Annotated in this window: 23 protein-coding genes and 2 pseudogenes; 14 read left to right on the forward strand and 11 right to left on the reverse strand. The window is 73.9% G+C overall.

The genetic code is table 11. The features are described 5' to 3' along the window. Window positions 1-49 precede the first annotated feature (49 nt). Window positions 50-526 carry a hypothetical protein gene (locus ACSMXW_RS22950; protein ID WP_485798938.1) on the forward strand — a complete coding sequence of 159 codons (477 nt, stop codon included), beginning with the start codon at window positions 50-52 and terminating at the stop codon, window positions 524-526. Here ACSMXW_RS22950 and ACSMXW_RS22955 read toward each other — a convergent pair. The 4 genes from ACSMXW_RS22955 to ACSMXW_RS22970 all read right to left on the reverse strand — a co-directional run bounded on the left by ACSMXW_RS22955 (window position 507) and on the right by ACSMXW_RS22970 (window position 3,753). Then, complete coding sequence (locus tag ACSMXW_RS22955) at window positions 507-1,118, reverse strand: Maf family protein (protein WP_485798939.1); 612 nt, start codon at window positions 1,116-1,118, stop codon at window positions 507-509. The genes ACSMXW_RS22950 and ACSMXW_RS22955 overlap by 20 nt on opposite strands. Window positions 1,119-1,505: 387 nt before the next feature. Next, window positions 1,506-1,628 carry a morphogenic membrane protein MmpB gene (gene mmpB, locus ACSMXW_RS22960; protein WP_485798941.1) on the reverse strand — a complete coding sequence of 41 codons (123 nt, stop codon included), beginning with the start codon at window positions 1,626-1,628 and terminating at the stop codon, window positions 1,506-1,508. Between the two features lie 99 nt (window positions 1,629-1,727). Continuing rightward, the gene (locus ACSMXW_RS22965) at window positions 1,728-1,982 is read right to left on the reverse strand and encodes an acyl-CoA carboxylase epsilon subunit (protein ID WP_485808232.1); all 255 of its coding nucleotides are present in this window, start codon (window positions 1,980-1,982) and stop codon (window positions 1,728-1,730) included. 28 nt (window positions 1,983-2,010) lie between these two features. Then, window positions 2,011-3,753: an acyl-CoA carboxylase subunit beta gene (locus ACSMXW_RS22970; protein ID WP_485798943.1), complete on the reverse strand. Its 1,743-nt coding sequence runs from the start codon at window positions 3,751-3,753 to the stop codon at window positions 2,011-2,013. Window positions 3,754-4,073: 320 nt separating this feature from the next. Here ACSMXW_RS22970 and ACSMXW_RS22975 point away from each other — a divergent pair, with 320 nt between their 5' ends. The 5 genes from ACSMXW_RS22975 (at window position 4,074) to hutH (ending at window position 11,211) form a co-directional block, all read left to right on the forward strand. Further along, window positions 4,074-5,021, forward strand: a complete 948-nt coding sequence (locus ACSMXW_RS22975; protein WP_485798944.1) for a biotin--[acetyl-CoA-carboxylase] ligase — start codon at window positions 4,074-4,076, stop codon at window positions 5,019-5,021. Window positions 5,022-5,787: 766 nt separating this feature from the next. Continuing rightward, a complete protein-coding gene (locus ACSMXW_RS22980; protein WP_485808234.1) occupies window positions 5,788-6,873 on the forward strand; it encodes an adenylate/guanylate cyclase domain-containing protein in 1,086 nt (361 codons plus the stop codon). Window positions 6,874-7,129: 256 nt separating this feature from the next. Next, a complete protein-coding gene (locus ACSMXW_RS22985) occupies window positions 7,130-7,927 on the forward strand; it encodes an enoyl-CoA hydratase/isomerase family protein (protein ID WP_485798946.1) in 798 nt (265 codons plus the stop codon). Window positions 7,928-8,043: 116 nt separating this feature from the next. After that, window positions 8,044-9,264 (forward strand): GGDEF domain-containing protein, encoded by a 1,221-nt coding sequence (locus ACSMXW_RS22990; RefSeq protein ID WP_485798948.1) that lies wholly within the window; start codon window positions 8,044-8,046, stop codon window positions 9,262-9,264. Window positions 9,265-9,672: 408 nt separating this feature from the next. After that, window positions 9,673-11,211 (forward strand): histidine ammonia-lyase, encoded by a 1,539-nt coding sequence (gene hutH / locus ACSMXW_RS22995; RefSeq protein ID WP_485808235.1) that lies wholly within the window; start codon window positions 9,673-9,675, stop codon window positions 11,209-11,211. A 376-nt stretch (window positions 11,212-11,587) separates the two neighbouring features. On the opposite strand, the gene ACSMXW_RS23000 is transcribed toward hutH, so the two are convergent. Continuing rightward, window positions 11,588-11,938, reverse strand: a complete 351-nt coding sequence (locus tag ACSMXW_RS23000) for a hypothetical protein (RefSeq protein ID WP_485798950.1) — start codon at window positions 11,936-11,938, stop codon at window positions 11,588-11,590. A 109-nt stretch (window positions 11,939-12,047) separates the two neighbouring features. On the opposite strand from ACSMXW_RS23000, the gene ACSMXW_RS23005 reads away from it, so the two are divergent. After that, window positions 12,048-12,455 (forward strand): hypothetical protein, encoded by a 408-nt coding sequence (locus ACSMXW_RS23005; RefSeq protein WP_485798952.1) that lies wholly within the window; start codon window positions 12,048-12,050, stop codon window positions 12,453-12,455. 358 nt (window positions 12,456-12,813) lie between these two features. After that, a complete protein-coding gene (locus ACSMXW_RS23010; protein ID WP_485798953.1) occupies window positions 12,814-14,070 on the forward strand; it encodes a L,D-transpeptidase in 1,257 nt (418 codons plus the stop codon). Window positions 14,071-14,080: 10 nt separating this feature from the next. Here ACSMXW_RS23010 and ACSMXW_RS23015 read toward each other — a convergent pair whose 3' ends face one another. Then, window positions 14,081-14,419, reverse strand: coding sequence for a hypothetical protein (locus ACSMXW_RS23015; protein ID WP_485798954.1), 339 nt, complete (start codon window positions 14,417-14,419; stop codon window positions 14,081-14,083). A gap of 129 nt (window positions 14,420-14,548) precedes the next feature. Between ACSMXW_RS23015 and ACSMXW_RS23020 the strand changes: the two are divergent. Together ACSMXW_RS23020 and ACSMXW_RS23025 are read left to right on the forward strand one after the other, a co-directional pair. After that, a pseudogene (locus ACSMXW_RS23020) lies at window positions 14,549-14,887 on the forward strand (DUF1330 domain-containing protein); the annotation flags it as partial. Window positions 14,888-15,049: 162 nt separating this feature from the next. Continuing rightward, on the forward strand, window positions 15,050-15,646 hold the full coding sequence (locus ACSMXW_RS23025) for a helix-turn-helix domain-containing protein (RefSeq protein ID WP_485798956.1): 597 nt from the start codon (window positions 15,050-15,052) through the stop codon (window positions 15,644-15,646). A gap of 204 nt (window positions 15,647-15,850) precedes the next feature. Here the strand turns inward: ACSMXW_RS23025 and ACSMXW_RS23030 are convergent, their stop codons facing one another. After that, window positions 15,851-16,447 (reverse strand): ClpP family protease, encoded by a 597-nt coding sequence (locus ACSMXW_RS23030; RefSeq protein ID WP_485798958.1) that lies wholly within the window; start codon window positions 16,445-16,447, stop codon window positions 15,851-15,853. Between the two features lies 1 nt (window position 16,448). After that, window positions 16,449-17,096, reverse strand: coding sequence for a ClpP family protease (locus ACSMXW_RS23035; protein ID WP_485798960.1), 648 nt, complete (start codon window positions 17,094-17,096; stop codon window positions 16,449-16,451). Window positions 17,097-17,257: 161 nt separating this feature from the next. Between ACSMXW_RS23035 and ACSMXW_RS23040 the strand changes: the two are divergent. Together ACSMXW_RS23040 and ACSMXW_RS23045 are read left to right on the forward strand one after the other, a co-directional pair. Beyond that, window positions 17,258-17,566 (forward strand): annotated as a pseudogene (locus ACSMXW_RS23040) (ArsR/SmtB family transcription factor); the annotation flags it as partial. Window positions 17,567-17,808: 242 nt separating this feature from the next. After that, window positions 17,809-18,348: an SRPBCC family protein gene (locus tag ACSMXW_RS23045; RefSeq protein WP_485798962.1), complete on the forward strand. Its 540-nt coding sequence runs from the start codon at window positions 17,809-17,811 to the stop codon at window positions 18,346-18,348. Window positions 18,349-18,584: 236 nt separating this feature from the next. Here ACSMXW_RS23045 and msrA read toward each other — a convergent pair whose 3' ends face one another. Beyond that, window positions 18,585-19,247: a peptide-methionine (S)-S-oxide reductase MsrA gene (msrA, locus tag ACSMXW_RS23050; RefSeq protein ID WP_485798964.1), complete on the reverse strand. Its 663-nt coding sequence runs from the start codon at window positions 19,245-19,247 to the stop codon at window positions 18,585-18,587. Window positions 19,248-19,537: 290 nt separating this feature from the next. Continuing rightward, window positions 19,538-20,767, reverse strand: a complete 1,230-nt coding sequence (locus ACSMXW_RS23055; protein ID WP_485798966.1) for a serine hydrolase domain-containing protein — start codon at window positions 20,765-20,767, stop codon at window positions 19,538-19,540. Between the two features lie 808 nt (window positions 20,768-21,575). Here ACSMXW_RS23055 and ACSMXW_RS23060 point away from each other — a divergent pair. Further along, window positions 21,576-22,997: a cytochrome P450 gene (locus ACSMXW_RS23060; protein ID WP_485798968.1), complete on the forward strand. Its 1,422-nt coding sequence runs from the start codon at window positions 21,576-21,578 to the stop codon at window positions 22,995-22,997. A 180-nt stretch (window positions 22,998-23,177) separates the two neighbouring features. Here the strand turns inward: ACSMXW_RS23060 and ACSMXW_RS23065 are convergent, their stop codons facing one another. After that, window positions 23,178-24,071 (reverse strand): NmrA family NAD(P)-binding protein, encoded by an 894-nt coding sequence (locus tag ACSMXW_RS23065; protein ID WP_485798970.1) that lies wholly within the window; start codon window positions 24,069-24,071, stop codon window positions 23,178-23,180. 140 nt (window positions 24,072-24,211) lie between these two features. On the opposite strand from ACSMXW_RS23065, the gene ACSMXW_RS23070 reads away from it, so the two are divergent. Next, window positions 24,212-24,871 (forward strand): TetR/AcrR family transcriptional regulator, encoded by a 660-nt coding sequence (locus tag ACSMXW_RS23070; RefSeq protein WP_485798972.1) that lies wholly within the window; start codon window positions 24,212-24,214, stop codon window positions 24,869-24,871. Window positions 24,872-24,924 lie beyond the last annotated feature (53 nt).

The following is a 24,924-nucleotide window of genomic DNA, read 5'->3' on the forward strand; positions in this document are numbered from 1 at the left end:
CTCGGGGGTACCTCCGACGTGGTGACGGCAGCGAAAGTGGGTGGGCGCCGTGGCACGCAGACCGGTGGCGCTGGTGGCGGCGATCGTGCTCGTACTCGAAGCGATCGGCGTGGGGCTGCTGAACTGGTTCCTCGGTCTGGTCGTGGACCGCCAGGACATGTCCCTGGCCGGGCTCGCCCCCCGCGCGATGACCGTCTCCACCTGGATCGCCGGCGGAGTCGCCGGTCTCTACCTCCTGTTCAACGCCGCCGTCCTGCTGCGCGCCGCCGTCCGCGACCGGGGCCCGTCCGGCTTCTGGCGGATCCTGCTGATCAGCGCCGCGGTGGTGCACGGCCTGCTGGGCGCCCTCGCCGTGGGCCTGGCCGGGTGGCTCGCGTTCCTCCTGATGATGGTGGTGCTGGGGCTGATCGTGCTCAGCCTGATCGCCTACGACGAGCGGGGCGCGGACCGGCCCTGGTGGCCCGGCGGGCTGAGGCGGCCCGCGTGGCTGAAGCGGACCGGCGGGGCTACGCCCACAAGTCCGTGATCGCCACGCCCAGTTCGCCCAGCAGACGGCGGAGCAGCGGCAGGCTGATCCCGATGACGTTGCCGTGGTCGCCCTCGATGCCCTCGATGAACGGTGCCGAGCGGCCGTCCAGGGTGAAGGCGCCCGCGACGTTCAGCGGCTCGCCGGAGGCGACGTAGGCCGCGATCTCCGTGTCGCTGGGCTCCCCGAAGTGCACCACCGTGGAGGCCACGGCCGAGGCGTGCCGGCCGGTCGCCGCGTCGTAGACGCAGTGGCCGGTCTGGAGGGTGCCGGTGCGCCCGCGCATCGCCTTCCAGCGGGCCGTGGCCTCCTCCGCGTCCGCGGGCTTGCCGAGGGCCTGGCCGTCCAGGTCGAGCACGGAGTCGCAGCCCACCACCAGTGCGCCGCTCCTGGTCAGCTCGGGGCGTGCGGCGACCACGGACGCCTTGGCCTCGGCGAGTGCGAGGGCCAGGTCGGCGGGGGTGGGGGCGGAGACGGCGTCCTCGTCCACCCCGCTGACGATCACGTCGGGGGCGAGGCCCGCCTGGCGGAGCAGGCCGAGGCGGGCGGGGGACTGGGAGGCGAGAACCAGGGGGCGGCGCGGATCACTCATGGCGGCCAGCGTATCGGCGCCGGGTGGTCCGGCGCCGGGTCGGTATGTGTGGCCCCGGGTGAGGGTGTGGTCGGGTGAGACGGGGCCGGGTGAGGGTGTGGTCGGGTGAGGGCGGGGTCGGTGGTGGCGCCTTCGTTTGCAGCGCGCGGGTTGTCCGGGGAGGGATCGCCCTGTGGGCTCGTCCTCAATCGCCGGACGGGCTTGGTTGTGGCGGGTCTGGTTGGTTCTTGTGTGCGGGCCGTCTGGGCGGATCGCCCTCCGGGCTCGTCCTCAATCGCCGGACGGGCTTGGTTGTGGCGGGTCTGGTTCGTTCTTGTCTGCGGGCCGTCTGAGGGAACCGCCCTCGGGGCTCGTCCTCGATCTCCTCCCCCTCAGTGCCCCGTGTGTCTACCAGAGCGCGAGCATCACCAGGACGCTGGCCAGTGCCAGCAGCAGGCCCAGGCGTCTGAGCTTGGTCTGGGCGGTGCGGAGTTCCTCGGGTGGTTCGTCCTCGGGGTCTGACCACAGCATGCGGTCGATCCTGCGGCGCCGGGCCGCCGGGGCGCCTGAGTACGCGTACTCAAGTACGCGCGCGGCCGCCCACGCGCGCGCCGGGGGCGTGGGCGGGCCTCACGCCGGCCAGAACGTGCGGCCCCAGGCCCGCGGGCCCGGTGCGGGCAGGCGGGTCCGGGCCACCCGGGCGGGGTCCGCCCAGGCGGCCGGCGCGCCGCCCGCGCCCGGCGCGGACCGGTCACCCGGCCAGCCCGCGGCCGGGGCCGGCGCCTGGGCCGGCGCCTGGGCGAGGGCTGCGGCCCTCGCCCTCACCACCGCCACCGCGGCGGCCAGCTCCTCCGGGGTCGGATTGCCCCGTACCACCTTGATCACCGACGACTCCTTGCGGCTGGACAACGGCTCACAGCGGAATGTTGCCGTGCTTCTTCGGAGGAAGGGATTCCCGTTTGGTGCGCAGCTGACGCAGCCCGCGGACGATATGGCTGCGGGTGTCGGCCGGCATGATCACCGCGTCGATGTAGCCGCGCTCCGCGGCCGTGTACGGGTTCAGCAGGCTGTCCTCGTACTCCTGGACCAGCTTCTCGCGCAGCGCGGGCCGCTCCACCTCGGGGGCCGCGGCGATGGTGCGCCGGTGCAGGATGTTCACCGCGCCCTGCGCCCCCATCACCGCGATCTGCGCGGTCGGCCAGGCCAGGTTCAGGTCCGCGCCCAGGTGCTTGGAGCCCATCACGTCGTACGCACCGCCGAACGCCTTCCGGGTGATCACCGTGATCAGCGGAACCGTCGCCTCCGCGTAGGCGTAGATCAGCTTGGCGCCGCGCCGGATGATGCCGGTGTGCTCCTGCTCCACGCCGGGCAGGAAGCCGGGCACGTCGACGAAGGTCAGCACGGGCACGTTGAACGCGTCGCAGGTCCGCACGAAGCGCGCGGCCTTCTCGCTGGCGTTGATGTCCAGGCAGCCCGCGAACTGCAGCGGCTGGTTGGCCACCACGCCCACCGGATGGCCCTCCACCCGGCCGAAGCCGGTGAGGATGTTCGGCGCGAACATCGCCTGCGTCTCGAAGAAGTCCGCGTCGTCCAGGACGTGCTCGATGACCGTGTGCATGTCGTACGGCTGGCCGGCGCTGTCCGGGACGACCGAGTCCAGCTCCCGGTCCTCGTCGCCGACCGCGAGGCTCGCCTCCTCCGGGTAGGCGGGCGGCTCGCTCAGGTTGTTCGAGGGCAGGTAGGACAGCAGCGACTTGATGTACTCGATGGCGTCCTTCTCGTCGCTCGCCATGTGGTGCGCGACGCCGGAGGCGGTGTTGTGGGTGCGCGCGCCGCCCAGTTCCTCGAAGCCGACGTCCTCGCCCGTCACCGTCTTGATGACGTCGGGCCCGGTGATGAACATGTGCGAGGTCTGGTCGACCATGACCGTGAAGTCGGTGATCGCCGGCGAGTAGACCGCGCCGCCCGCGCACGGGCCGACGACCAGCGAGATCTGCGGGATCACACCGGACGCGTGGGTGTTCCTGCGGAAGATCTCGCCGTACATGCCGAGCGCGCTGACGCCCTCCTGGATGCGCGCGCCGCCCGAGTCGTTGATCCCGATCACCGGACAGCCGGTCTTCAGCGCGAAGTCCATCACCTTGATGATCTTCTGCCCGAACACCTCGCCGAGCGCCCCGCCGAACACCGTGAAGTCCTGCGAGAACACCGCGACCGGGCGGCCGTCGACCGTGCCGTAACCGGTGACGACGCCGTCCCCGTAGGGGCGGTTCTTCTCCATGCCGAAGTCCGTGGAGCGGTGCCGGGCGAACTCGTCCAGCTCCACGAACGAGCCCTCGTCGAGCAGCAGCAGGATCCGCTCACGCGCCGTCAGCTTGCCCTTGGCGTGCTGCTTCTCCACGGCCCGCGCCGAGCCCGCGTGCACCGCCTCCTCGATGCGGAGCTGCAGATCGGCGAGCTTCCCCGCGGTGGTGTGGACATCGGGCGCCGGCTCCGCGGCCGGCTCTGCCGCGGCCGGCCCGGCGGCCTGCGCGGCTTCTGCGGCTTCTGTGCCTTCCGCGGGCTGTGCGGGCTGTGCGGCCTCCGCGGACGCTGCGGCCTGTGCGGACCCTGCGGTCTCGGGGGAGATCGGACGGGGCTCTTCCGGCTCGGACATCGGGGGTACGGCTCCCTGCCTGACGGGGACATGGGGGTGGGCTGGGCCTGTGGCTGGACAGTGGGGGGGTGGGGGCGGGAATCACGGCGACGGGACGGGCTCGTGCGCTGGCGGCCTGCCTTCCGGGTCGGTGCGGACGGGGTGCTCCGGACGTTACTCCGGCCGCCGTACACCGCGCGTACGGCACGTCGATCAACTCCGGCTACCGACTCGTAGGGTATCGGCGCGGATTCGGTTCGGCAGTGCGGCGTTGGCCACACCGGCACGGTGCCCCCGGCCCGTAGGCCGGACCCCGCACGGAAGCCCCCTAGGGTGGCCGCATGACGCCGCCGGAAGCCCACGACAGCCCCTGGTCCGACCTGGACCGGCCGCCCCTCAACGCCTCCTCGCTGCGACGCGCCCTGGTGCGGCCGGGCACCCTGTGGAGCGCCCTGGACGTCGTCGCGTCCACCGGGTCCACCAACACCGACCTGGCCGGCCGCGCCGACCGCCTCGCCGAGGGCGCCGTCCTGGTCGCCGAGGAGCAGACCGCGGGCCGCGGCCGCCTGGACCGGCGCTGGAGCGCGCCGCCCCGTTCCGGCCTGTTCTTCTCGGTGCTGCTGAAGCCGGACGTGCCGGTGGCGCGGTGGGGCTGGCTGCCGCTGCTCGCGGGCGTCGCGACCGCCACCGCCGTCTCCCGCACCGCAGGCGTCGACACGGCACTCAAATGGCCCAACGACCTCCTGGTCACCGTGGACGGACAGGAGCGCAAGGCGGGCGGCATCCTCGCGGAGCGCGCCGGCGGCGCAGCCCGGGAGGACGGCGCGGGTGGCGCGGCGGGGACGGACACCGAGGGCGCGCGGGGCGCGGTGGTGCTCGGGATCGGGCTGAACGTGACGCTGCGCGCCCCTGAGCTCCCGGTGCCCACCGCGGGCTCGCTCGCGCTCGCGGGCGCCACCGTCACCGACCGCGATCCGCTGCTGCGCGCCGTCCTGCGCTCCCTGGAGACCTGGTACGAGGCGTGGACGGACGCGGACGGCGATCCGGCCGCCTCCGGCCTCCAGGAGACGTACGCGGCGGGCTGCGCCACGCTGGGCCGCAGGGTCAGGGCCGAGCTGCCCGGCGACCGCTCCCTGACCGGGGAGGCGGTGGCCCTGGACGGCGACGGGCGGCTGGTGCTGGCCACCGCCGACGGGGTGCAGCAGCCGGTCGGGGCCGGCGACATCGTGCACCTGCGGCCGGCCGCGGAGGGCGGCACGGAGGACGGCGGGGCGGGCGGCGGGGCATGACCGGCGCGCGGCCGGCCGGGCAGCTCCGCCGGGGCGCCCGGCGGCCTCCTCCGGGCGCCCCGGCCCGTCGCGGGGGAGTGAGCCAGCCCACACCTGACGTACTGTGTGTTCCCGGGACCGCGACACCGGCCGGGCGGCATGGCCGCCGATGTCACCGCCCCTGGCGCCCCGGCCGGAAAGAGCAGGTCGGACCACGGGTCTGGCCAGCTCGCCGAGCAACGGCTCAGTAGAGTTGGGGCCGGTCGATACCTGACCGCGGCAGATCGGAAGGGCAGCAGGCGTGACCGTCGACGACCCTGGCTCCGGCACGGGCACACCCCGCACCCCCGGTGAGCCCGGCCCCGGCGCGGAGCCGGGCGCCGCACACCGCCATGAGCCCGACGGGCTCGGCCGTGAGCCCGACGAACCCGGGGCTCACGGGCACGCCCACGAGCCCGAGCGGCCCCACGAGCCCCACCGGTCCCACGAGTCCCACGAGTCCTACGAGGCGGACGGGTCGTATGAGGCGGACGGCTCGTACGAGTCCTACGGGTCCCCTGAGTCCGACCGGCTCCGTGAGTCCGACCGGCTCCGTGAGTCCGACCGGGCCGGCGAGTCCGACGGGTACCGCCGTGAGGCCCAGGGGCACGGGGACCCGGGCGGCCGTGATCCCGATCCCGAGCCCGGCCACGATCGCGAGCCCGCCGCCGGCCGCGGTGACCGAGACGACCGTAGGGACCGAGACGACCGCGTGGACCGCGGCGACCGCGTGGACCGCGGCGACCGCGTGGACCGCGGCGACCGCCCCGGAGACCCCGAGGAGGAGGCCGGTGACCCGCTCGCCCTCCGTCTCGAACAGCTGATCCTGGGCGCCGAGCGCCGCTACACGCCGTTCCAGGCGGCGCGCAGCGCGGGCGTCTCCATGGAGCTGGCCTCCCGGTTCTGGCGCGCCATGGGCTTCGCCGACATCGGGCAGGCCAAGGCCCTCACGGAGGCCGACGTACTGGCGCTGCGGCGGCTCGCGGGCCTGGTGGAGGCGGGGCTGCTGAGCGAGGCCATGGCGGTGCAGGTGGCCCGCTCCACAGGCCAGACCACGGCGCGTCTCGCCGAGTGGCAGATCGACTCCTTCCTGGAGGGCCTGACCGAGCCCCCGGAGCCGGGCATGACCCGCACCGAGGTCACCTATCCGCTGGTCGAGCTGTTGCTGCCGGAGCTGGAGGAGTTCCTGGTGTACGTCTGGCGGCGGCAGCTCGCCGCCGCCACCGGCCGGGTCGTGCAGGCCGCGGACGACGAGGAGATGGTCGACCGCCGGCTGGCCGTCGGCTTCGCCGACCTCGTCGGCTTCACCCGGCTGACCCGCCGGATGGAGGAGGAGGAACTCGGCGAGCTGGTGGAGGCCTTCGAGACCACCGCCGCCGACCTGGTGGCCGCGCACGGCGGCCGGCTGATCAAGACGCTCGGCGACGAGGTGCTGTTCGCGACGGACGACCCCGCCATCGCGGCGGAGATCGCGCTGCGCCTGATAGAGACCATGGCCAACGACGAGACGATGCCCGAGCTGCGCGTCGGCATGGCCTTCGGCACGGTCACCACCCGGATGGGCGATGTCTTCGGCACCACGGTGAACCTGGCGAGCCGGCTCACCTCGATAGCGCCGCGGGACGCCGTCCTCGTGGACGGCGCGCTCGCCGCGGAGCTGACCAGGACCGGCGCGGCGCCGGCCTCCGAGGCGGATGCCGCGCAGGCCTTGGCCGCCGCGGAGAAGGAGGGCGAGGAGCCGCCCTCCTACCGGTTCGCGCTTCAGCCGATGTGGCAGCGACCGGTGCGGGGGCTGGGGGTCGTGGAGCCCTGGTTGCTCGCCCGGCGGGGGTAGCGGGCGGGCCGCGCCCGGCCGTTCCGGCCGGGGGCTCGGCGGCTGTCCGCGGCTGTCCGCCGGGGGTCGACTGCGGGCTTGTCGGGGGCCGGCTGCGGGCTCGTCGGGGTGGTGCGCGGTTCCCCGCGCCCCTTCCGGAGCGGCCCCTCCGTCGGGTGCGGGCCCTGTCCGTCGGGTGCGGGCCTTGGTGCACGCAGCCGGGGCGTGGCCGCGTACGGTGCGGGGCACATCGGCCAGGTCGTCCTAGGAGAGCGCGATGAACGCAACGAGCAGTTACCACGACGTCGTCCGGGTCCGGCGGCACGAGTACGTCGCCGAGCTGGTGCTGGACCGGCCGGGGGCCATGAACGCCGTCTCCACGGCCATGGCGCTGGCGATCGCCGAGGCCTGTGCGGACCTCGGCGCCGACCGCGACGTGCGGGCCGTCGTCCTCACCTCCAGCCACGAGCGGGCGTTCTGCGTCGGCGCCGACCTGAAGGAGCGCAACTCCCTCACCGACGCCGAGCTGCTGCGCCAGCGCCCGCTGGCCCGCGGCGCCTACACCGGCGTCCTGGAGCTGCCCATGCCCACCATCGCGGCGGTGCACGGCTACGCCCTGGGCGGCGGCTTCGAGCTGGCGCTCTCCTGCGACCTGATCGTGGCCGACCCCACCGCCGTGGTGGGCCTTCCGGAGGTGTCCGTCGGGGTGATCCCGGGCGGCGGCGGCACCCAGTTGCTGCCGCGCCGCGTCGGGGCGGCGCGCGCCGCCGAGCTGATCTTCTCCGCGCGCCGGGTGGCGGCCGCCGAGGCCCAGGCGCTGGGGCTCGTGGACCGGCTCGTGGACGAGGGCGAGGACCGTGCGGAGGCCCTGGACCTGGCCGCGCGGATCGCCGGTCACTCGCCCGTGGGACTGCGCGCCGCCAAGCGGGCGCTGCGCCTCGGTCACGGTCTCGACCTGCGGACGGGCCTGGAGGTGGAGGACGCGGCCTGGCGCGCGGTGGCGTTCTCCGGGGACCGTGCGGAGGGCGTCGCCGCGTTCAACGAGAAGCGCGCCCCGCAGTGGCCGGGGGAGTAGGCGGACGGTCTGGGGGCCCGGCAGGCCCTGGGGCGGACGGCAAGCGGTGGCGGGGCAGAGAACCTGATCGCCGTATGAATATCTCAAAATGTGGCAAACCTTCATAGCCTGGGACGATGGCTGAGGAAGCGCGGCTGCGGGCCGTGGTGGAGCTGGCCCGGGGCATGGCGGCCGTGCACACTCCACGGGAGACCTGGAGCGCGGCGGCGGAGGGCGCCCGCCGTGCGCTGGGCGGCAGCTTCGCCGCGCTGTCCGTCTGGGAGCGCGAACTGGGCCGGCTCCGGGTGCTGGTGAACACCGGCGAGCGCGCGCCGGGTGAGGAGGAGTTCCCCGAGGACGAGGCGTATCCGGTGCACCAGTTCCCGGAGATCACCGAGCTGCTGCACGAGCGCTGGGCGGGCGGCGGGGAGTCCCGGGAGTCCCGCGCCTGGGTGGCGGTGGCGGAGGGCGCGGCGGGCCCCGCGCCGGACGCCGTGCACGGGCGGGCGGGCGCGCGGGCCGCGGCCGGGGCGCCGGGCGGCAGCCGGGGCCGGGCCGCCGCGCTGCGCCGCCGGGGCCGCGGGTGCTGTGTGGTGGCGCCGATCGTGCTGCACGGGCGGGCCTGGGGCGAGCTGTATGTGGCCCGTCCTGCCGGGGCGCCGGTCTTCGACCGGTCCGACGCGGACTTCGCCACCGTGCTGGCCAGCGTGGTGGCGGCCGGTCTCGCGCAGACGGAGCAGCTGGAGGAGGCGCGCCGGCTGGCCTTCACCGATGCGCTCACCGGCCTCGCCAACCGGCGGGCCGTCGACATGCGGCTCGACGAGGCGATCGAGGCGCACCGCACCGACAAGGCCGTGGTGAGCCTGGTCGTCTGCGATCTGAACGGCCTGAAACGGGTCAACGACACCCAGGGCCACGCGGTCGGGGACCGGCTGCTGGAACGCTTCGGCTCGGTGCTCTCGCTGTGCGGCGCCATGCTGCCCGGCACGCTCGCGGCGCGGCTCGGCGGGGACGAGTTCTGCCTGCTCGCGGTGGGGCCGTCCGCGGACGACGTGGTGCGTGTCGCCGGCGAGCTGTGCCGGCGTGCGGGTCAGCTCAGGCTCGGGGAGGGCGTGGCGTGCGGGGTGGCGTCGACCGGCCACCCGATCGGCCCGCTGCGCTCCTCGCGGCGGCTGTTCCGGCTGGCCGACGCCGCCCAGTACCGCGCCAAGGCGGCCCGCGCCACGGGGCCGGTGGTGGCCGGCCGCGAGGGCCCCGACGACCCGGTGGTCCGCCTCGCCGACGCCCCCGCTCCGCCACCCGGCGAACGCCGCCGCATCCGCGGCCGCGGGTCCCCCGGCGGAACGGGGCGACGGTAGGGGCGGCCGGTCGCCGGCCGCGCGGGAGCGGCGGCGCGGGACAGGTGCGTCGTATGGCTCCGCCGCGTGGGCGCGGCCGGCCGCGACACGGCTGCAGTGGGCCGCGAGACAGCCGGAGTGGGCCGCGATACGGCCGCAGTGGGCCGCGAGACAGCCGGAGTGGGCCGCGATACGGCTGCAGTGGGCCGCGAGACAGCCGGAGTGGGCCGCGATACGGCCGCAGTGGACCACCGGGACGCCTTCCTCGGGCGGCTCCCGACCCGGCGGGTGGAGGCCTCCCCGGGCCCCGGCCGGACGACCCACCCGGGGCTGGAGCGGGGCCGGAGCGGGACCGGACGGCGTAAGGATCCGTACCGTGCCCCGCCCGTGACAGCAGTTGATTCAATGCGTAGTCTCCTGAATATGACTATGCATACCGTGGTGGTGGAGCCCACCGGGACCCGCGCCGAGGACGTCCTGGCGGTCGCCCGGCGCGGCGCCAGGACGGAGCTGTCGGCCGCGGCGCTCGCCGCCCTGGCCGACGCCCGGGAAGTCATCGACGCGCTCGCCGCCAAGCCCGACCCGGTGTACGGCGTGTCCACCGGCTTCGGCGCCCTCGCCACCCGCCACATCGGCCCCGGCCTGCGCGCCGCGCTCCAGCGCAACATCGTCCGCTCGCACGCGGCGGGCATGGGCCCGCGGGTGGAGCGCGAGGTGGTCAGGGCGCTGATGTTCCTGCGCCTGAAGACGCTCTGCTCGGGCCGCACCGGTGTCCGGCCGGAGGTCGCGCGGACCATGGCCGACGTGCTCAACGCGGGCATCACCCCGGTCGTGCACGAGTACGGCTCCCTGGGCTGCTCCGGCGACCTCGCGCCGCTCAGCCACTGCGCCCTGACCCTGATGGGCGAGGGCGAGGCGGAGGGGCCCGACGGCGCCGTGCGGCCCGCGGCCGAGCTGCTGGCCGAACACGGCATCAGCCCCGTCGAGCTGCGCGAGAAGGAGGGCCTGGCGCTCCTGAACGGCACGGACGGCATGCTCGGCATGCTGCTGATGGCCATCGACGACCTGGAGACGCTGTACAAGTCCGCCGACATCACCGCAGCCCTCAGCCTGGAGGCGCTGCTCGGCACCGAGAAGGTCCTCGCGCCCGAGCTGCACGCGATCCGCCCGCATCCCGGGCAGGCGGCCGCCGCGGCCAACATGCTCGCCGTGCTCACCGGATCCGGCCTCACCGGACACCACATGGGGGACGCGCCGCGGGTGCAGGACGCGTACTCGGTGCGGTGTGCGCCGCAGGTGGCGGGCGCCGGCCGGGACACCCTCGCGCACGCCCGGCTGGTGGCCGGCCGCGAGCTGGCGGCGGCCGTGGACAATCCGGTGGTGCTCAGCGACGGGCGGGTGGAGTCCAACGGCAACTTCCACGGCGCGCCGATCGGCTACGTGCTGGACTTCCTCGCCGTCGCCGCCGCCGACCTCGCGTCCATCGCCGAGCGCCGCACCGACCGGCTGCTCGACAAGAACCGCTCCCACGGGCTGCCCGCGTTCCTCGCCGACGACCCCGGGGTGGACTCCGGGCTGATGATCGCCCAGTACACCCAGGCGGCCCTGGTCAGCGAGATGAAGCGGCTGGCCGTGCCGGCGTCCGTGGACTCCATCCCGTCCTCCGCGCTGCAGGAGGACCACGTCTCGATGGGGTGGTCGGCGGCGCGGAAGCTGCGGACCGCGGTGGGGAACCTCGCGCGGGTGCTGGCGATCGAGATGTTCGCGGCGGCCCGGGCGGTGGAGCTCCGCAAGGGGCTGCGGCCGGCGCCCGCGACGCGGGCGGTGATCGAGGCGGTACGGGAGGCCGGGATCCAGGGGCCCGGCCCGGACCGGTTCCTCGCGCCGGATCTGGCGGCGGCGGAACGGTTCGTCCGCGACGGTGAGCTTGTCGCCGCGGCCGAGACGGTGACGGGTCCCCTCGCCTGACCGGCCCCCTGCGCGCGGTGGCGCCACGGCCCACGACGGGGCGCGGTGGGGGTACCTCCCGCGCTCCCAGGGCGGTGGGGGAGCGACCGGTCACGGCGCGGGCTCGCGGGACGTCGCCGTCCAAAGGGGGCCTTTTCGGTTTGTTCCGGGCCGCCGGCTGGTGGGTGGCCGGTCGCGATGGCCGGTCGCGCAGTTCCCCGCGCCCCTTCCTGCTCGGGCCGCTCGGGCCGCGCCCCTGCGCCGGACCTCAGGGGCGCGGGGTGGGGGTACCTCCCGCGCTCTCACGGCGGTGGGGGAGCGACCGGTCGCGACGAGCCCCGCAGTGGGCCGCCGCACCCCGGGGTCCCGGGCGGGACCGGGTGTCCGGGCGGCTGCGTCACAGGTCCGCCGGCTCCGCGGCCACCTCGTACTCCGCATGGTCCCGGCGGACCGAATACACGATGAACGCCGCGCCCAGGCCGAGGAAGGCCGTGCCGGCCATGAGGTACGGCGTGGTGTCGACGCCGCCGGTGTCGGCCAGGCGGGCCGCGCCGCCCCGGTACACGGCGGAGGGCTCCGTGGCGGACGACCGTGCCGCGGTCGGCGTGGCCGGTGCGGAGCGCGCCGCGGCGGACCCCGCGGGGACCGCCTCGTCGGCTGTCGCGTGCGCCGTGGGGACGAACCACAGCGCACCCAGCAGGACCGCCGCCACGGTGGCGGTCAGCAGCGAACGGCGGGCGGCGGACACGGAATATCGATCCCCTTGTGACGCTGGCGAATTGACCGTGTGACCGATGCTAATGAAAGGGGCGGGTCGCAGGAAAGCCGCGGGGGGAATGAGTCGTACCCTCCGTCCTATGGGCACTTCTGAGACATCACGCTTTGTCCGGCTGCGGGTTGATCTGGTGGTCGAGATCGAGGACTCCGTCGCCCTCACCGGCGCCGCCCTGCAGCGCATCGAGGAGGACGCCGCGGAATCCGCAGCCGGCGGCGCCCCGGGCCCGGACGACGGCGGCGGCTCCGCGGTGGACACGCACGGCATGTCCGCCGAGGAACGCATCCACGCGATCACCGCCGTGCAGCAGGACGAGGCGGAGGCGCTGGCCTATCTCGTCGATCCGTTCGACCTGGTCGGCGACGTTCCCGGAGTCGACCTCGCACAGGCCTCGTGGAGCAGTGAGGAGATCGACTACGATCCGGATTCGCCTGATTGGCGCCTGGGCGTGGATGATGGCCGAGAAGACGACGAGACCGGAGGGGACTAGCGGACTCGGGCGGCGGTGCCGGACGGCCGGGCCGAGCGGACGTGAGAGCGGCACGGCATCCGGCCGGTGGAATCCGGCCGACGGAACTGGGCCGAGGGTTCCGGCCGGGGATGCCGGCCGGGCGATCACGTCCCGCGCGGATCGCACTCCGGCGGCCGGGCGCACATCACACTCCCGGACCGCAACCGCTCTCCGGTTTCCGACGTCTCACCAGGCACAGCTTGACGATCGCGCCACATCAGTGGTGCGCGCCACAAATCTGCCGGAAATGGAACGGGATGAAGCAGACGAGGCGTTGTTGACGGTTACGGGGACGTCTTGCTTCTTTCGGCATTCGGCGACGATGGAGATGCGTGTGATGACGGACAGCAAGCGGCGCAGGCGCCTCATGGCGGTGGCCGCGCTGCTCGGAGGGGTGCTGGTGCTCTCCGCCTGCAATGACTCGAAAGGCGACGACGGAAAGGCCGCAGGAGACGGCGGCGGGAAGTCGCAGGCACAGGTCGACGAGGCGGCCGCCAAGAAGGCCTCGCAGGCCCAGATCACTATTTCCCCGAAAGACGGCTCGGACAACGCCAGTATCAACAACGCCGCGCAGGTGACGGTCAAGAAAGGCACCCTCACCAGCGTCTCGATGAAGACCGCGAGCGGTACCGAGGTCGCCGGCCAGATATCGCCGGACAAGACCAGCTGGAAGCCGAGCGGCCAGCTCGAGCGGGCGACGACGTACAAGGTCACCGCCACCGCCCAGGACTCCGAGGGCCGCGCCGCCCACGAGAACGCGTCCTTCACCACCGTCTCCCCGGCCAACAGCTTCATCGGCAACTTCACGCCCGAGGCCGGCTCCACCGTCGGCGTCGGCATGCCCGTGTCGTTCAACTTCGACAAGGCGATCACCAACAAGGCCGCGGTGCAGAAGGGGATCACCGTCACCTCCAGCAGCGGTCAGGAGGTCGTCGGACACTGGTTCGGCGCCAACCGTCTCGACTTCCGCCCGCAGAACTACTGGCAGGCGGGCTCCACGGTCACCTTCAAGCTGGCGCTGGACGGCGTCGAGGGCGCCAACGGCGTCTACGGCGTGCAGCAGAAGACGGTCCAGTTCCACATCGGCCGCAACCAGGTCTCCTTCGTCGACGCCAAGACGAAGATGATGAAGGTCACCCAGAACGGCAAGGTCATCAAGACCATCCCGATCTCCGCGGGCGCGCCCGAGCACAAGACGTACCAGGGCCAGATGGTGATCTCCGAGAAGTTCAAGGAGACCCGGATGAACGGCGCGACGGTCGGCTTCACCGACGACGACGGCAAGGGCGAGTACGACATCAAGGACGTGCCGCACGCCATGCGCCTGTCCAGCTCGGGCACCTTCATCCACGGCAACTACTGGGGCGCCCCGTCGGTCTTCGGCAGCGTCAACACCAGCCACGGCTGCGTGGGCCTGCAGGACAAGAAGGGGGCGAACGACCCGAACACCCCGGCGGCCTGGTTCTACGCCCACTCGCTGGTCGGTGACGTGGTCGTCGTCTCCAACACCGGCGACAAGACCATCCAGCCGGACAACGGCCTCAACGGCTGGAACCTGGACTGGGCCCAGTGGAAGGCGGGCTCCGCGATCTGAGCGGCGGCGCTCAGCGGCGCGAGCGATCAGGGTGCCGTGTCCGGGGACATTCCGGACACGGCACCCTTTCATGTCCTGCCACCGGCGGCTTCCATGCCCTGTCACCCTCGCCTGCCGCGGAGCCTTCGCCTGCCGCGGAGCCTTCGCCCGCCCCGGTCCCCGCGGGGGCGGCCCCGCGCAGCAGGACGTCCACCCGTTCGGCCGGGCCCTGTACCGGCTCGGGTGCGGCGTCCCGCAGATGCATGAAGACCATGCCGAGGAACATCGCGGCCGGCTTGTCCGGAGCGATCCGCAGCGCCGCTCGGTCCGGCTCGATCACCTCGGCCAGGCCCTCGTGGAGCGTGCGCACCGACGCCGCACGGTCGTGCCCGCCGGGTCCTCCGTCCGAGGAGGCGTGCGCCCTTACCCCGGACGTAATCGACGCGCCGGGCGGCCCGGGCGCAGGATCGGGCCATCGACCGACAAGGAGGAGAACACGATGACCGCCTACGCCATAGCCCACCTGCACCCGGCCGACCCCCACGAGGACGTCTTCCGCTACTTGGAGCTGATCCAGTCCACCCTCGACCCGTACGGGGGCCGCTTCCTCGTGCACGGGGCGACGGTGGAGGTGAAGGAGGGCCCGTGGCCCGGCACGATCGTCATCATCGCCTTCCCGGACATCACCGTGGCGCGGGAGTGGTACGACTCCCCGGCCTACCAGGAGATCCTGCCACTGCGCACGGACCACGTGCCGGGGCAGGCGATCCTCGTGGACGGGGTGCCGGCGGACTACGACGCCTCCGCCACGGCGGCCCGGAGGCGGGCGGCGGCTTCCTCAACGCCGGACGGGGCCGGCCCGGCTGGGGACCGGGACCGGCTCGGGCCGTGCGCCGGGACCGGCTCAGGCCGTGCGCCGGGACCGGGTCCGGCCGGGGATTTCGCGGGTGGCAGAACGCCGTCGGCTTCCCGTCCGGCGCAACCCTCCTAACCTGAGAACGTGAGCAACGACGTGCCGAACCGAGCCCGTGTCATCCCGTTCCGCCCGGTGCACCCGGCCCGTACCGGCCAGCCGGCCGGATCCCTGCGCCCGGTGGGTCCGGTGGTGCGCCCGCCCGCCGCGCCGGGGCCCGCCCGGCCGGGCGGCACGGGTGGCGCGGGTGGCACAAACGGCGAGCGCGGCGGTGAGCCGGGTCTGCCCGGCAGGGAGCCGCTGTGGAGGGACGTCGTGGGCGATGTCCTGCGCCGTCAGCGGCTCGCGCAGAAACGCACCTTGAAGGACGTGGCCGAGGCGGCGCGGATCTCGATGCCGTACCTCTCCGAGCTGGAGCGCGGTCGCAAGGAGGCGTCGTCCGAGATCCTCGCGGCCGCCGCCCGTGCGCTGGGGCTCGGCCTGGCGGATCTGCTCGCGCTGGTCCAGGGCGAGTTGGCGCGGCCGGCTCCACGCCGCCGGGCCGCCCCCGGTACCGCCCCGACGGCGTCCGCGTCCCCCGCGGCCCTCCGGGTGACCTCCCGTCACCGGCTCGACGGTGCCCTCCGCCCGGGGCCGGACGCGGGCGCGAGGCCCGGCGAGGTCCGCTTGTCCATCGCCGCCTGACGCCCGTCTCCCGGCCGGCGGCCGGGAGACGGCGGAGAGCGCCCCTTCGGAGCGGTGGCGACGTGACGGGTCTCGTCGTGGTCGGCCGCGCGGTTCGGCCCTTTCGGGGCGCGCCCGCACGTCGGAGCCGGAGACCCGGCACGTCGGGGCCAGGGCGTGTCGTTGGATCATCAGACCAACGATCCGGTGATCCAACGACACGCCCTAGAGAACCCGTCGGCTCAGGACCTCGTCCGCGAGCCCGTACGCCACCGCCTCCCGGGCCGTGAAGAACTTGTCGCGGTCCATGTCGGCGCGGAGCGTCGCGACGTCGTGGCCCGAGTGGCGTGCCAGCACCTCCTCCACCTGAGAACGGATCCGGAGCATCTCCTTGGCCTGCAGGGCGAGGTCCGACACCATCCCCTGGCGCCCGCCGCTCGCGGGCTGGCCCAGCAGCACCCTGGCGTGCTCCAGGACGAAGCGCCGCCCCTTGTCCCCGCCGGCCAGCAGCACCGCCGCGGTCGCCGCCGCCTGCCCCACGCAGTACGTGTGGATGGGCGCCCGGACGAACGTCATGGTGTCGTAGATCGCCATGAGCGAGGTGTACGAGCCGCCGGGTGAGTTGATGTAGAGGGAGATCTCCCGCTCGGGGCTGTCCGACTCCAGATGGAGCAGCTGGGCGATGATCACGTTGGCCACGCCGTCGTCGATCTCGGTGCCGAGGAAGATGATCCGCTCTGTCAGCAGCCGGCTGAAGACGTCGTAGGAGCGCTCGCCGTGCGGAGTGCGTTCGACCACGTTCGGGATCGTGTACTGGCCCATGTCAGCTCCCCAGTCCGAGGCGTCGGCGCGAGGTGGCGGGCCGTACGTCGTCGAGCCTGGCGACCACGTGGTCCACCATCCCGTACTCCTTCGCCTGCTCGGCGGTGAACCAGCGGTCGCGGTCCCCGTCGCGGGTGATGGTCTCCTTGCTCTGGCCGGTGTGCTCGGCGTTGAGCCCCTCGATGGTCTTCTTCGTGAACTCCAGGTTCTCGGCCTGGATCGCGATGTCCGCGGTGGTGCCGCCGATGCCCGCGGACGGCTGGTGCATCATGATCCGCGCGTGTGGCAGCGCGTACCGCTTGCCCGGGGTGCCCGCCGTGAGCAGGAACTGGCCCATGCTCGCCGCGAATCCCATGGCGAGCGTCGAGACGTCGTTCGGGATGAGCTGCATGGTGTCGTAGATGGCGAGCCCCGCGTGCACCGTGCCGCCCGGGCTGTTGATGAACAGGCTGATGTCGCTGCGCGGATCCTCCGCGGAGAGCAGCAGGATCTGGGCGCAGACCCGGTTGGCCGAGACCTCGTCCACCTGGGTGCCCAGGAGGACGATGCGCTGCGCGAGCAACTGCTCGGCGAGGACGTCGTCGAAGCGGGACGGCGGCGTGTCGCCGTCCTCCGCACGCGGTTCCCGGTGGGTGCTGAGCGAGTACATGGGCCTCCTCGGGTGTGCGCGGCTCGAACGCCGCGGCCGTCGTCCTCCACTGTCGGCCGGGCCGGGCGGGGAGGGCAGGGATCTCGGCCGGGGGCAGATTCGCTCTGGGCAGAGGGATGTATTCCTTGACGGTTATATTCCTGCTGAGGCATATTGGTCTCATGGACACGGACACCGTGGTGTGGAGCGCACTCGCCGATCCGAACCGGCGCGCGATCCTCGGCCGGCTGCTGACCGGGCCCTACCCGGTCGGTGAGCTGGCGGAGGCGTGCGGGCTGAGCCAGCCCAGCGCGTCCAAGCACCTGCGGGTGCTGCGGGACGCCGGTCTCGTACGCGTCCGGCCGGACGCGCAGCGCAGGCTCTACGTCATCGAGCCCGCCCCCATGGCCGAGCTGGACGCCTGGCTGGCGCCCTACCGCCGCCTGTGGAACGCCGGTCTGGACGCGCTCGGACGGCGGCTGGACGCGGTGGCGGCGACGGACGCGGCCGGGGCGACGGAAGCCGGGGCGGGGGCGGGGGCGGAGGCCGAGGCGGACGGCGCGGGCGTGGACGGTGCGGGGGTGGACGGTGCGGGGGTGGACGGTGCCGGGGTGGACGGCGCGGGCCGCTCCGCCACCGCCGGGGACCGCACCCCGCCGCGGGGTCGTCGCCCGGCCGCCGAGGCCCGCGCGCGCCAGGGCACCGTCAGGGAAGAGAAAGGCGCTGATCAGTCATGACCACCATCAACCCGGGCAGCTACCTCGAACTCGACGACGGCCGCCCCGCGGTCCGCTCCGAGCGCGTCTACGACCACCCGATCGCCAGGGTGTGGTCCCTGGTCACCGAGCCGGCGGAGCTGGCCCACTGGTTCCCCTCCCCCGAGGTCACCCTCGACCTCGCGCCGGGCGGGACGATCACCTTCTCCGGTGACCCGCACATGCCCGAGGTGCGCACGACGGGGCGCGTGCTCGCCGTCGATCCGCCCCGCCACCTCTCGTTCACCTGGGGCGGCGACGAACTCCGCTTCGACCTGGAGCCGCTCGGCGACCGGCGCACCCGCTTCACGCTCACCGACGTCCTGGAGGCCCGGAACGCCGCGGCGCGCAACGCCGCCGGCTGGGACGTCTGCCTCCGCGCACTCGACGCCCGCGCGTCGGGCGGCTCGTCGCAGGGCCCGCCCAGCGGCGTGACCGCACCCTGGGAGAAGTCCTACGAGGAGTACGTGGCCGCCGGCCTGCCGTCGGGGGCGCCCGTCCCGGGACAGAACACCTAGGCGGGCCCGTCCCCGCCGCCCGGCCACCGGACAGGGCTCGGCCACCGGACAGGGCTCGGCCACCGGACAGGACACGGCCACCGGACGGAGACGGCCCAGGACGGGCGCGGCCACCGGTCCGGCTACCGGGAGGGCGGTGGCCGCCGGGCGGGCCCGGGTCGTGCTCTCGTGGGGCGGGCGAGGACCGCCCGTGTCGGGCGGGTGTCGGGTCGTACTCCCGTCGGGCGCGCGGCGCCTCAGTGCGCGGCCGAGGGGCCGGTCAGCCCGACTCCCGTGCCGCCCGCGCCGCAGTAGCCCCAGGGGTTCTTGTCCAGGTACTGCTGGTGCAGGGCCTGGGCCGGGTAGAACGGGTGGTCACCGGCGGGCAGGATCTCGGTGGTGATCCTGCCGTACCCCGCCGCGGACAGGGCCTGCTGGTAACGGCGGCGGGACTCCTCGGCCGCCGCCTGCTGCGCGGGGGAGTGGGTGAAGAGGATCGACCTGACGTGGGTGCCGACGTCATTGCCCTGGCGGAAGCCCTGGGTGGGGTCGTGCGACTCCCAGAAGACGCGCAGCAGGTCGCCGTAGCCCACCTTCGCCGGGTCGAAGACCACCCGCACCGTCTCCGCGTGCCCGGTCAGGCCGGTGCGCACCTCGTCGTCCACCGGGTGCGGGGTGAAACCGCCCTGAAACCCCGTCAGGGTCGTCCACACGCCGGCGATCTGCCAGAACGCGCGCTCCCCGCCCCAGAAGCAGCCCAGGGCGAACCCGGCGACCTCGAAGCCCTCCGGGTAGGGGCCCAGGAGCGGGGTGCCCAGCACGGTGTGGCGCTCGGGGACCTGGTAGGCCAGGGCGGCCCGCCCCGGCGGCGCCTCCTCCGGCGTGGGCATGCGCAACTCCCGACTCCGCGCGAACACCATGACGCTCCCTCCGCTCCCCGCACCGGCCGGGCGCGGCCTCCCACGCCCCACCCCCATTCTCCGGACACCGCCGCCCCGGCGGTACCCCGCCCGGACGTGCCACCGTCCCGTCGTCCCCCTGTCGCCCCGCGCCGTCCCATCCCGGCCAGGCCCTCGAACCCGGCCCGGCCAGGCCCCCGTCCGGCTGCGGTGCCCGGGGCGGGGTCCCGCGCCGGACCCCGCCCCGGACCCGCTCCGGGCCCCGCCCCGGTCCCCCGGCCCGCACCCCCGTTCCGGGCCGGCCGCCGCCCTCAGTCCACCAGCGCCTGCTGGACGAGGGTCCTGAGCTGGGTGCGTATCGGATAGGTGCTGGACGGCAGAAGCTGGGTGAAGAACATGACCGTCAGCTCCTCGGCCGGGTCGACCCAGAACACCGTGCTCGCCGCGCCGCCCCAGCCGTACTCGCCCCTGGACGCAAGACCGTGCAGGGCCACCGGGTTCTCCACGACGGAGAAGCCGAGCCCGAAGCCCGTCCCCTCGAAGGGCACCTCGCTGAACAGCCGCCGCCCGAAGGACTCCAGGTCGGCCCCGCCGGGCAGGTGGTTGCGGGTCATGAAGTCGACCGTGCGGGAGCCGAGCAGCCGCACTCCGTCACAGGCGCCGCGCCCCAGCAGCATCTGGCTGAACCGGTGGTAGTCGCGGGCCGGCCCGAGCAGGCCGCCGCCCCCGGACAGATGGCGGGGCGTCTCGGTGAGGCTCCGGGCGGGCGCGCCGGTGGCGGTGATGCCGCCTGCGCCGGGCACGTAGAGCGTCGCCAGCCGCTCCTCGGCGCCCTCCGGGATGTGGAAGCCGGTCTCGGTCATTCCGAGGGGCTCGAAGATCCGGGTGCGGAAGAACTCGTCGAGGCGCTGTCCCGAGACCACCTCTATCACCCGGCCCAGCACATCGGTGGCGAGCGAGTAGTTCCACTCGCTGCCTGGCTGGAAGAGCAGCGGGATCCTCGCCCACGAGTCCACGGACCTGGCCAGGTCGTACTCCGCGGGCACGCCCCACTCGAAGCCGCGGGCGCGCAGCATGGCGTCGACGGGGTGAGCCCGCAGGAAGCCGTAGGTGAGGCCCGCGGTGTGGGTGAGCAGGTGCCAGATGGCGACGGGCTCGGTCACCGGCTCGGTCACCGGCTTCAGGTCGCTGCCGTCCTTGAAGACCCTGAGGTCCGCGAACGACGGGATGAAGCGGCTGACCGGGTCGGTGAGCTGGAAGGCGCCCTCCTCGTGCAGCATCATCGCCGCCACCGAGGTGACGGGCTTGGTCATCGAGTACCAGCGCCACAGCGTGTCCGCCTCCACCGGGCGTCCCGAGGCCACGTCGCGGTGCCCGTACGACGACAGGTGGACGATCCGGCCCGCCCGGCTGACCGCCACCAGCCACCCCGGCAGCCGCCCGTCGTCCACGTACCGCCGGAAGAAGCCGTCCATCCGCTCCAGCCGCCCCGCATCGAACCCCAGCTCACCGGGGTCCGCCTCCACACCGAAATCACCCATGGTCTCCTCCTCCGTACCTCTGCTCGTTCCGTACGCAGAACCGGTCGCGTGTTCGCTCCCTACGCCGAAGCGGTGGCGCCGGTCATACCGTCCGGACGGTATCCCTGCGGGTGGGGGACGGGAAGAAGGGCGGCGGGCAGGGGGCCGCCGGAGTGCCTGCGGTGCGCTGGTCATCGGGGGCCGGAACCCGCCGCATGCGGCCCCCGCGCCGGGCGGCACGCCAGGGGGTCTTCACGTACCGCTTGCGGGCAACTGTAAGACGTGGCCCCGGGACCAGTCCCGGCCTGCTGGACGGCACCCTGCGCGGCATCCAGGGCGGCATGTGACCCTCACTTGACTAGAGGACAAATCGGGGCAATCCTGGATATCAGACCGGGTAAACGGCGGAGGTTCCCTCGGCGGAACCGATGTCGCGGCACCGGCCAAGGCGGCTTCCGGTGGAGTTGTGAGAAGCACGAAAGTGCGGATCGCAGCCTTCCGGAGGCCGTTTGTGCTGTGTCATCCGCTCCGTGCCATCCCGCTTTCCTGGTTTTCCTGGCTTTCCCGCTCCTCCCGTCCTCTCCAGGTCCCCGGCCCGGGTCTTCGCCCCGGGCCTTTCGTGTGGCCGGAAGCCGACTGTTCGGCCGCCGGGCCTCTGGGCCGTGGGGCGGGCGGACCGGATACTGAGGCCGAGGCGGCGGGCGGCCACCGTTGCCGGGGTGGCGGCAGCCGACGGAGCAACGGGAGCCCGACGGAGCCACAGGAGCCCTGCGGAGCCACAGGAGCCCCGCGGAGCCACAGGAGCCCTGCGGAGCCAGAGGGGAGTCGTATGACGGCGTGCGGCGCGGTACCGACGGGTGGGGTACCGGCGGGCGGGGTGCGGTACGGACGCGCCCCGGGCGCATGGCCGCTGCTGGGGCACCTTCCGCAGCTCTACGCCCGTCCGCTCGCCTTCCTCGGCGGGCTCCCGGACCATGGCGACGTGGTGGAGATCCGGCTCGGCGGACGCCGCGCCTTCCTGCTCTGCCGGCCAGACCTGGCGCGGCAGGTGCTGGCGGACCAGGAGACGTTCGACCGCGTCGGGCCGGTGTTCGAGCGGATCCGGACGGCGATGGGCAACGGCCTGGCGACCTGCGTGCACGCCGACCACGTCCGGCAGCGTCCGATGCTGCAGCCGGCGTTCCGGCAGGACCGGGTGCGCGGGTACGCACCCCTGATGCGGCAGGAGATCGCCGCGGCGCTCGACGGCTGGACGGACGGCCGGGTCGTGGACGTGGTGCGGGAGATGTTCTCGCTGACCACCGCCGTCGCCGTGCGCACCCTCTTCTCGCGCGGGCTCGACGCGGCGTCCGCCACGACCCTGCGGGACTGCCTGGACGTGTTCCTGCGCGGCTCGTACAGCCGCGCGCTGCTGCCGGGCGTCGAGAAGCTGCCCCTGCCCGCCAACCGCCGGTACGTCCGCGCGCTGCGGCACTGGCGCAGCGAGGTGAGCCGGATCATCGCCGAGCGCCGGCGCACCGGGACGGACGGACACGACCTGCTGTCCGCGCTGCTCGCCGCCCGTGACGAGCAGGGCGGGGCGCTGACCGAGCAGGAACTGCACGACCAGGTCGCCGTCCTCGTCCTCGCGGGCGCCGAGACCACCTCGGCCGCGCTGACCTGGTCGCTGCACCTGCTGGCCGGCGCGCCCGAGGTGCGGGCCGGGCTGCACGCGGAGGCGGACGCCGTGCTCGCCGGCCGGACGGCGTCCTTCGAGGACCTGCCCCGTCTTGAGCACACCGCACGCGTGGTGCGCGAGACGCTGCGCGTGGTCCCGCCGGCCTGGGTGCTGCCCCGCACGGCGGTACGGGACACCGAGCTGGCCGGGCGGCGCATCCCCGCGGGCAGCATGGTCGTCTACAGCCCCTATGTCGTGCACCACCGCGCCGACCTGCACCCCGACCCGGACCGCTTCCTGCCCGACCGGTGGCGGCGCGGCGCGGACGGCGCGCCGGGCGTGCCCCGCGGCAGCTTCCTGGCGTTCGGCTCGGGCCCGACGCGGTGCGTGGGTGAGGGCTTCGGCCTCACCGAGGCGACGCTGGCCCTGGCGTCCATCGCCGCGCGCTGGGACCTCGTGCCGGTGCCCGGCAGGGTGCGGACCGCACCGCGCAGCGTGCTGGCGCCGCGGGCACTGCCGATGCGGCTGCGGCGACGGCCGGTCCCGGCGGTCACCGGCGCCGGCCGGGAGGCACCGGCACCCGCCGCCGGATGACGTTCCACCGGCCGGTCTCGGTGAATCCACTCGTCCGGCGCCCCCTCCGTTCCAGTCCCTCTCCCAAGGAGTGCGGAGCGCGTCCCTCAAGGACCGCGGAGCGCGTCGCGCCGCGCGCCCGGCGGCGCGGCGGCGGCACGGCCGGCCCTGGATGCTTCGGCCATCCGGCGTGCCCCCGCCTCAGAGGGCCCGCATCGCGGGCTTGAGGACGTCCTCGCACCACTGCCGGAACGTGGTGGGCGTGTCGATCGCGTGCCGTGGCGTGCGGGCGATCCCCTTGTCCAGGCCGTTCTCCTTGGCGATCATCATGTCCAGCAGGCTCTGGGCCATCGCCTCGGACATGCCGTGGCCCATGAGCTGGTCCTTGAGCGCCTGCCCGGGGATCTGCCGGTACCGCACCGGGGTCCCCAGTACCTCGGAGACGACGGCGGCCATGTCGTCGGGGGACAGGTCCTCGGGGCCGAGCAGCGGGACCTCCTCCTGACCGGTCCACGCGGTGTCGAGCAGCAGGCGGGCGGCGACGGCGGCGATGTCGCGGGTGGCGACGGTGGGCAGCGCGAGGCCGGGGGAGAGGATGTCGGAGAACACCCCCTGTTCCTTGATCGCCCGGGCCTGCCGCAGCACGTTGTCCATGAACCCGGGCAGGGCCAGCGCGCGGAACGCCACGCCGGTGCCGGCGATCAGGTCGTCCATGGCCAGCGAGGCGGTCACGTGCCCGGCCCGGCCGGCGTGGGGGGTGCCGCGGCCCAGCGCGCTCACACCCACGACGCGCTTGACGCCCCCGCTGCGCAGCGCCTCGGCCGCCGGCCGGGAGAACCCGACATAGGCCTCGTCTACGCTGGCGGCGTGGTGGTCGGTCGGCAGCAGCCAGAACAGGGCATCGGCGCCGTCGAAGGCGCGGGCGACGACCTCCGGATCGCCGTGCGAGCCCTGGACGACCTCGACCCGGTCGCGGACGCCGGCGGGCAGTCCGGCCGGGTCGCGCGCGATGACGCGGACCGGGTGGCCCGCGGCGAGGACGTGGTCGAGGACCTGGTGTCCGATGTTTCCGGTGGGGGCGGTGACGACGATCATGAGTTCTCCCACGGCATAGGGGTGCCAGAACGGAAAGGGGCGTCTGGCGGCGGCATGTCGAAGCGTTTCGGCACAGGGGCCGGACGGCGCCCCCTGAAAGTAAACTCTACCGTACCGTTTACATCTGAGGGTGCAATCCGATGAGTCCAGACGGCGAACCGCGCAGGCGGGGTCGGCAGCGGCGCGGCGAGGAGCTGCGCCGCCACGTCCTGTTCGTGGCCAAGGAGGTGTTCCTGGAGGCCGGTTACGAACGGGCGTCGATGGACACCGTCGCGAGCCGCGCAGGGACGTCCAAGCGGTCGCTGTACGCGCACTTCGAGAACAAGGACAAGCTGTTCCTCGCCGTTCTCGACCTCATCCGCGAGCTGCACCTGGGCAAGCTGAAGACCCCCGACGCATACGCCGAGGATCCCGCGGAGGCGGTGACGCTGTTCTGCGGGCGGTTCCTGCAACTGATGACGTGGGAGCCCCAGGTGCGGACCTGCCGGCTGAGCATTGCCGAGGCCGAGCGGCTGCCCGGCAGCGCGCACACGTACTTCGACGCCGTGTTCGCCAGCACCTGTGAGCGGCTGGCCGCCTACCTCGCCGAGCGGTACGCGATGGAGACCGCAGGCAGTGCGGCGCTCGCCGCGGACCTGATCGGCCGCACCGTGCTGCCGGGACTGTTCCGCACCCTGCTCGGTGTCGAGGACATGATCAAGGACATGCCCGGCGACGCGGCACCCGGCGACGCGGCCCTGGCCGGGGACGTCGACCTGGACGCGATCCGCCGGCTCGTGGCGACGGCGCTGCCGGGCTGAGCGGGCCCCACCGGGGTGCCGGCGGGCTGCGGTGGGGTGGTGCCCGGGGGCGA

It is taken from the genome of Streptomyces sp. DSM 116793, from assembly GCF_057320905.1.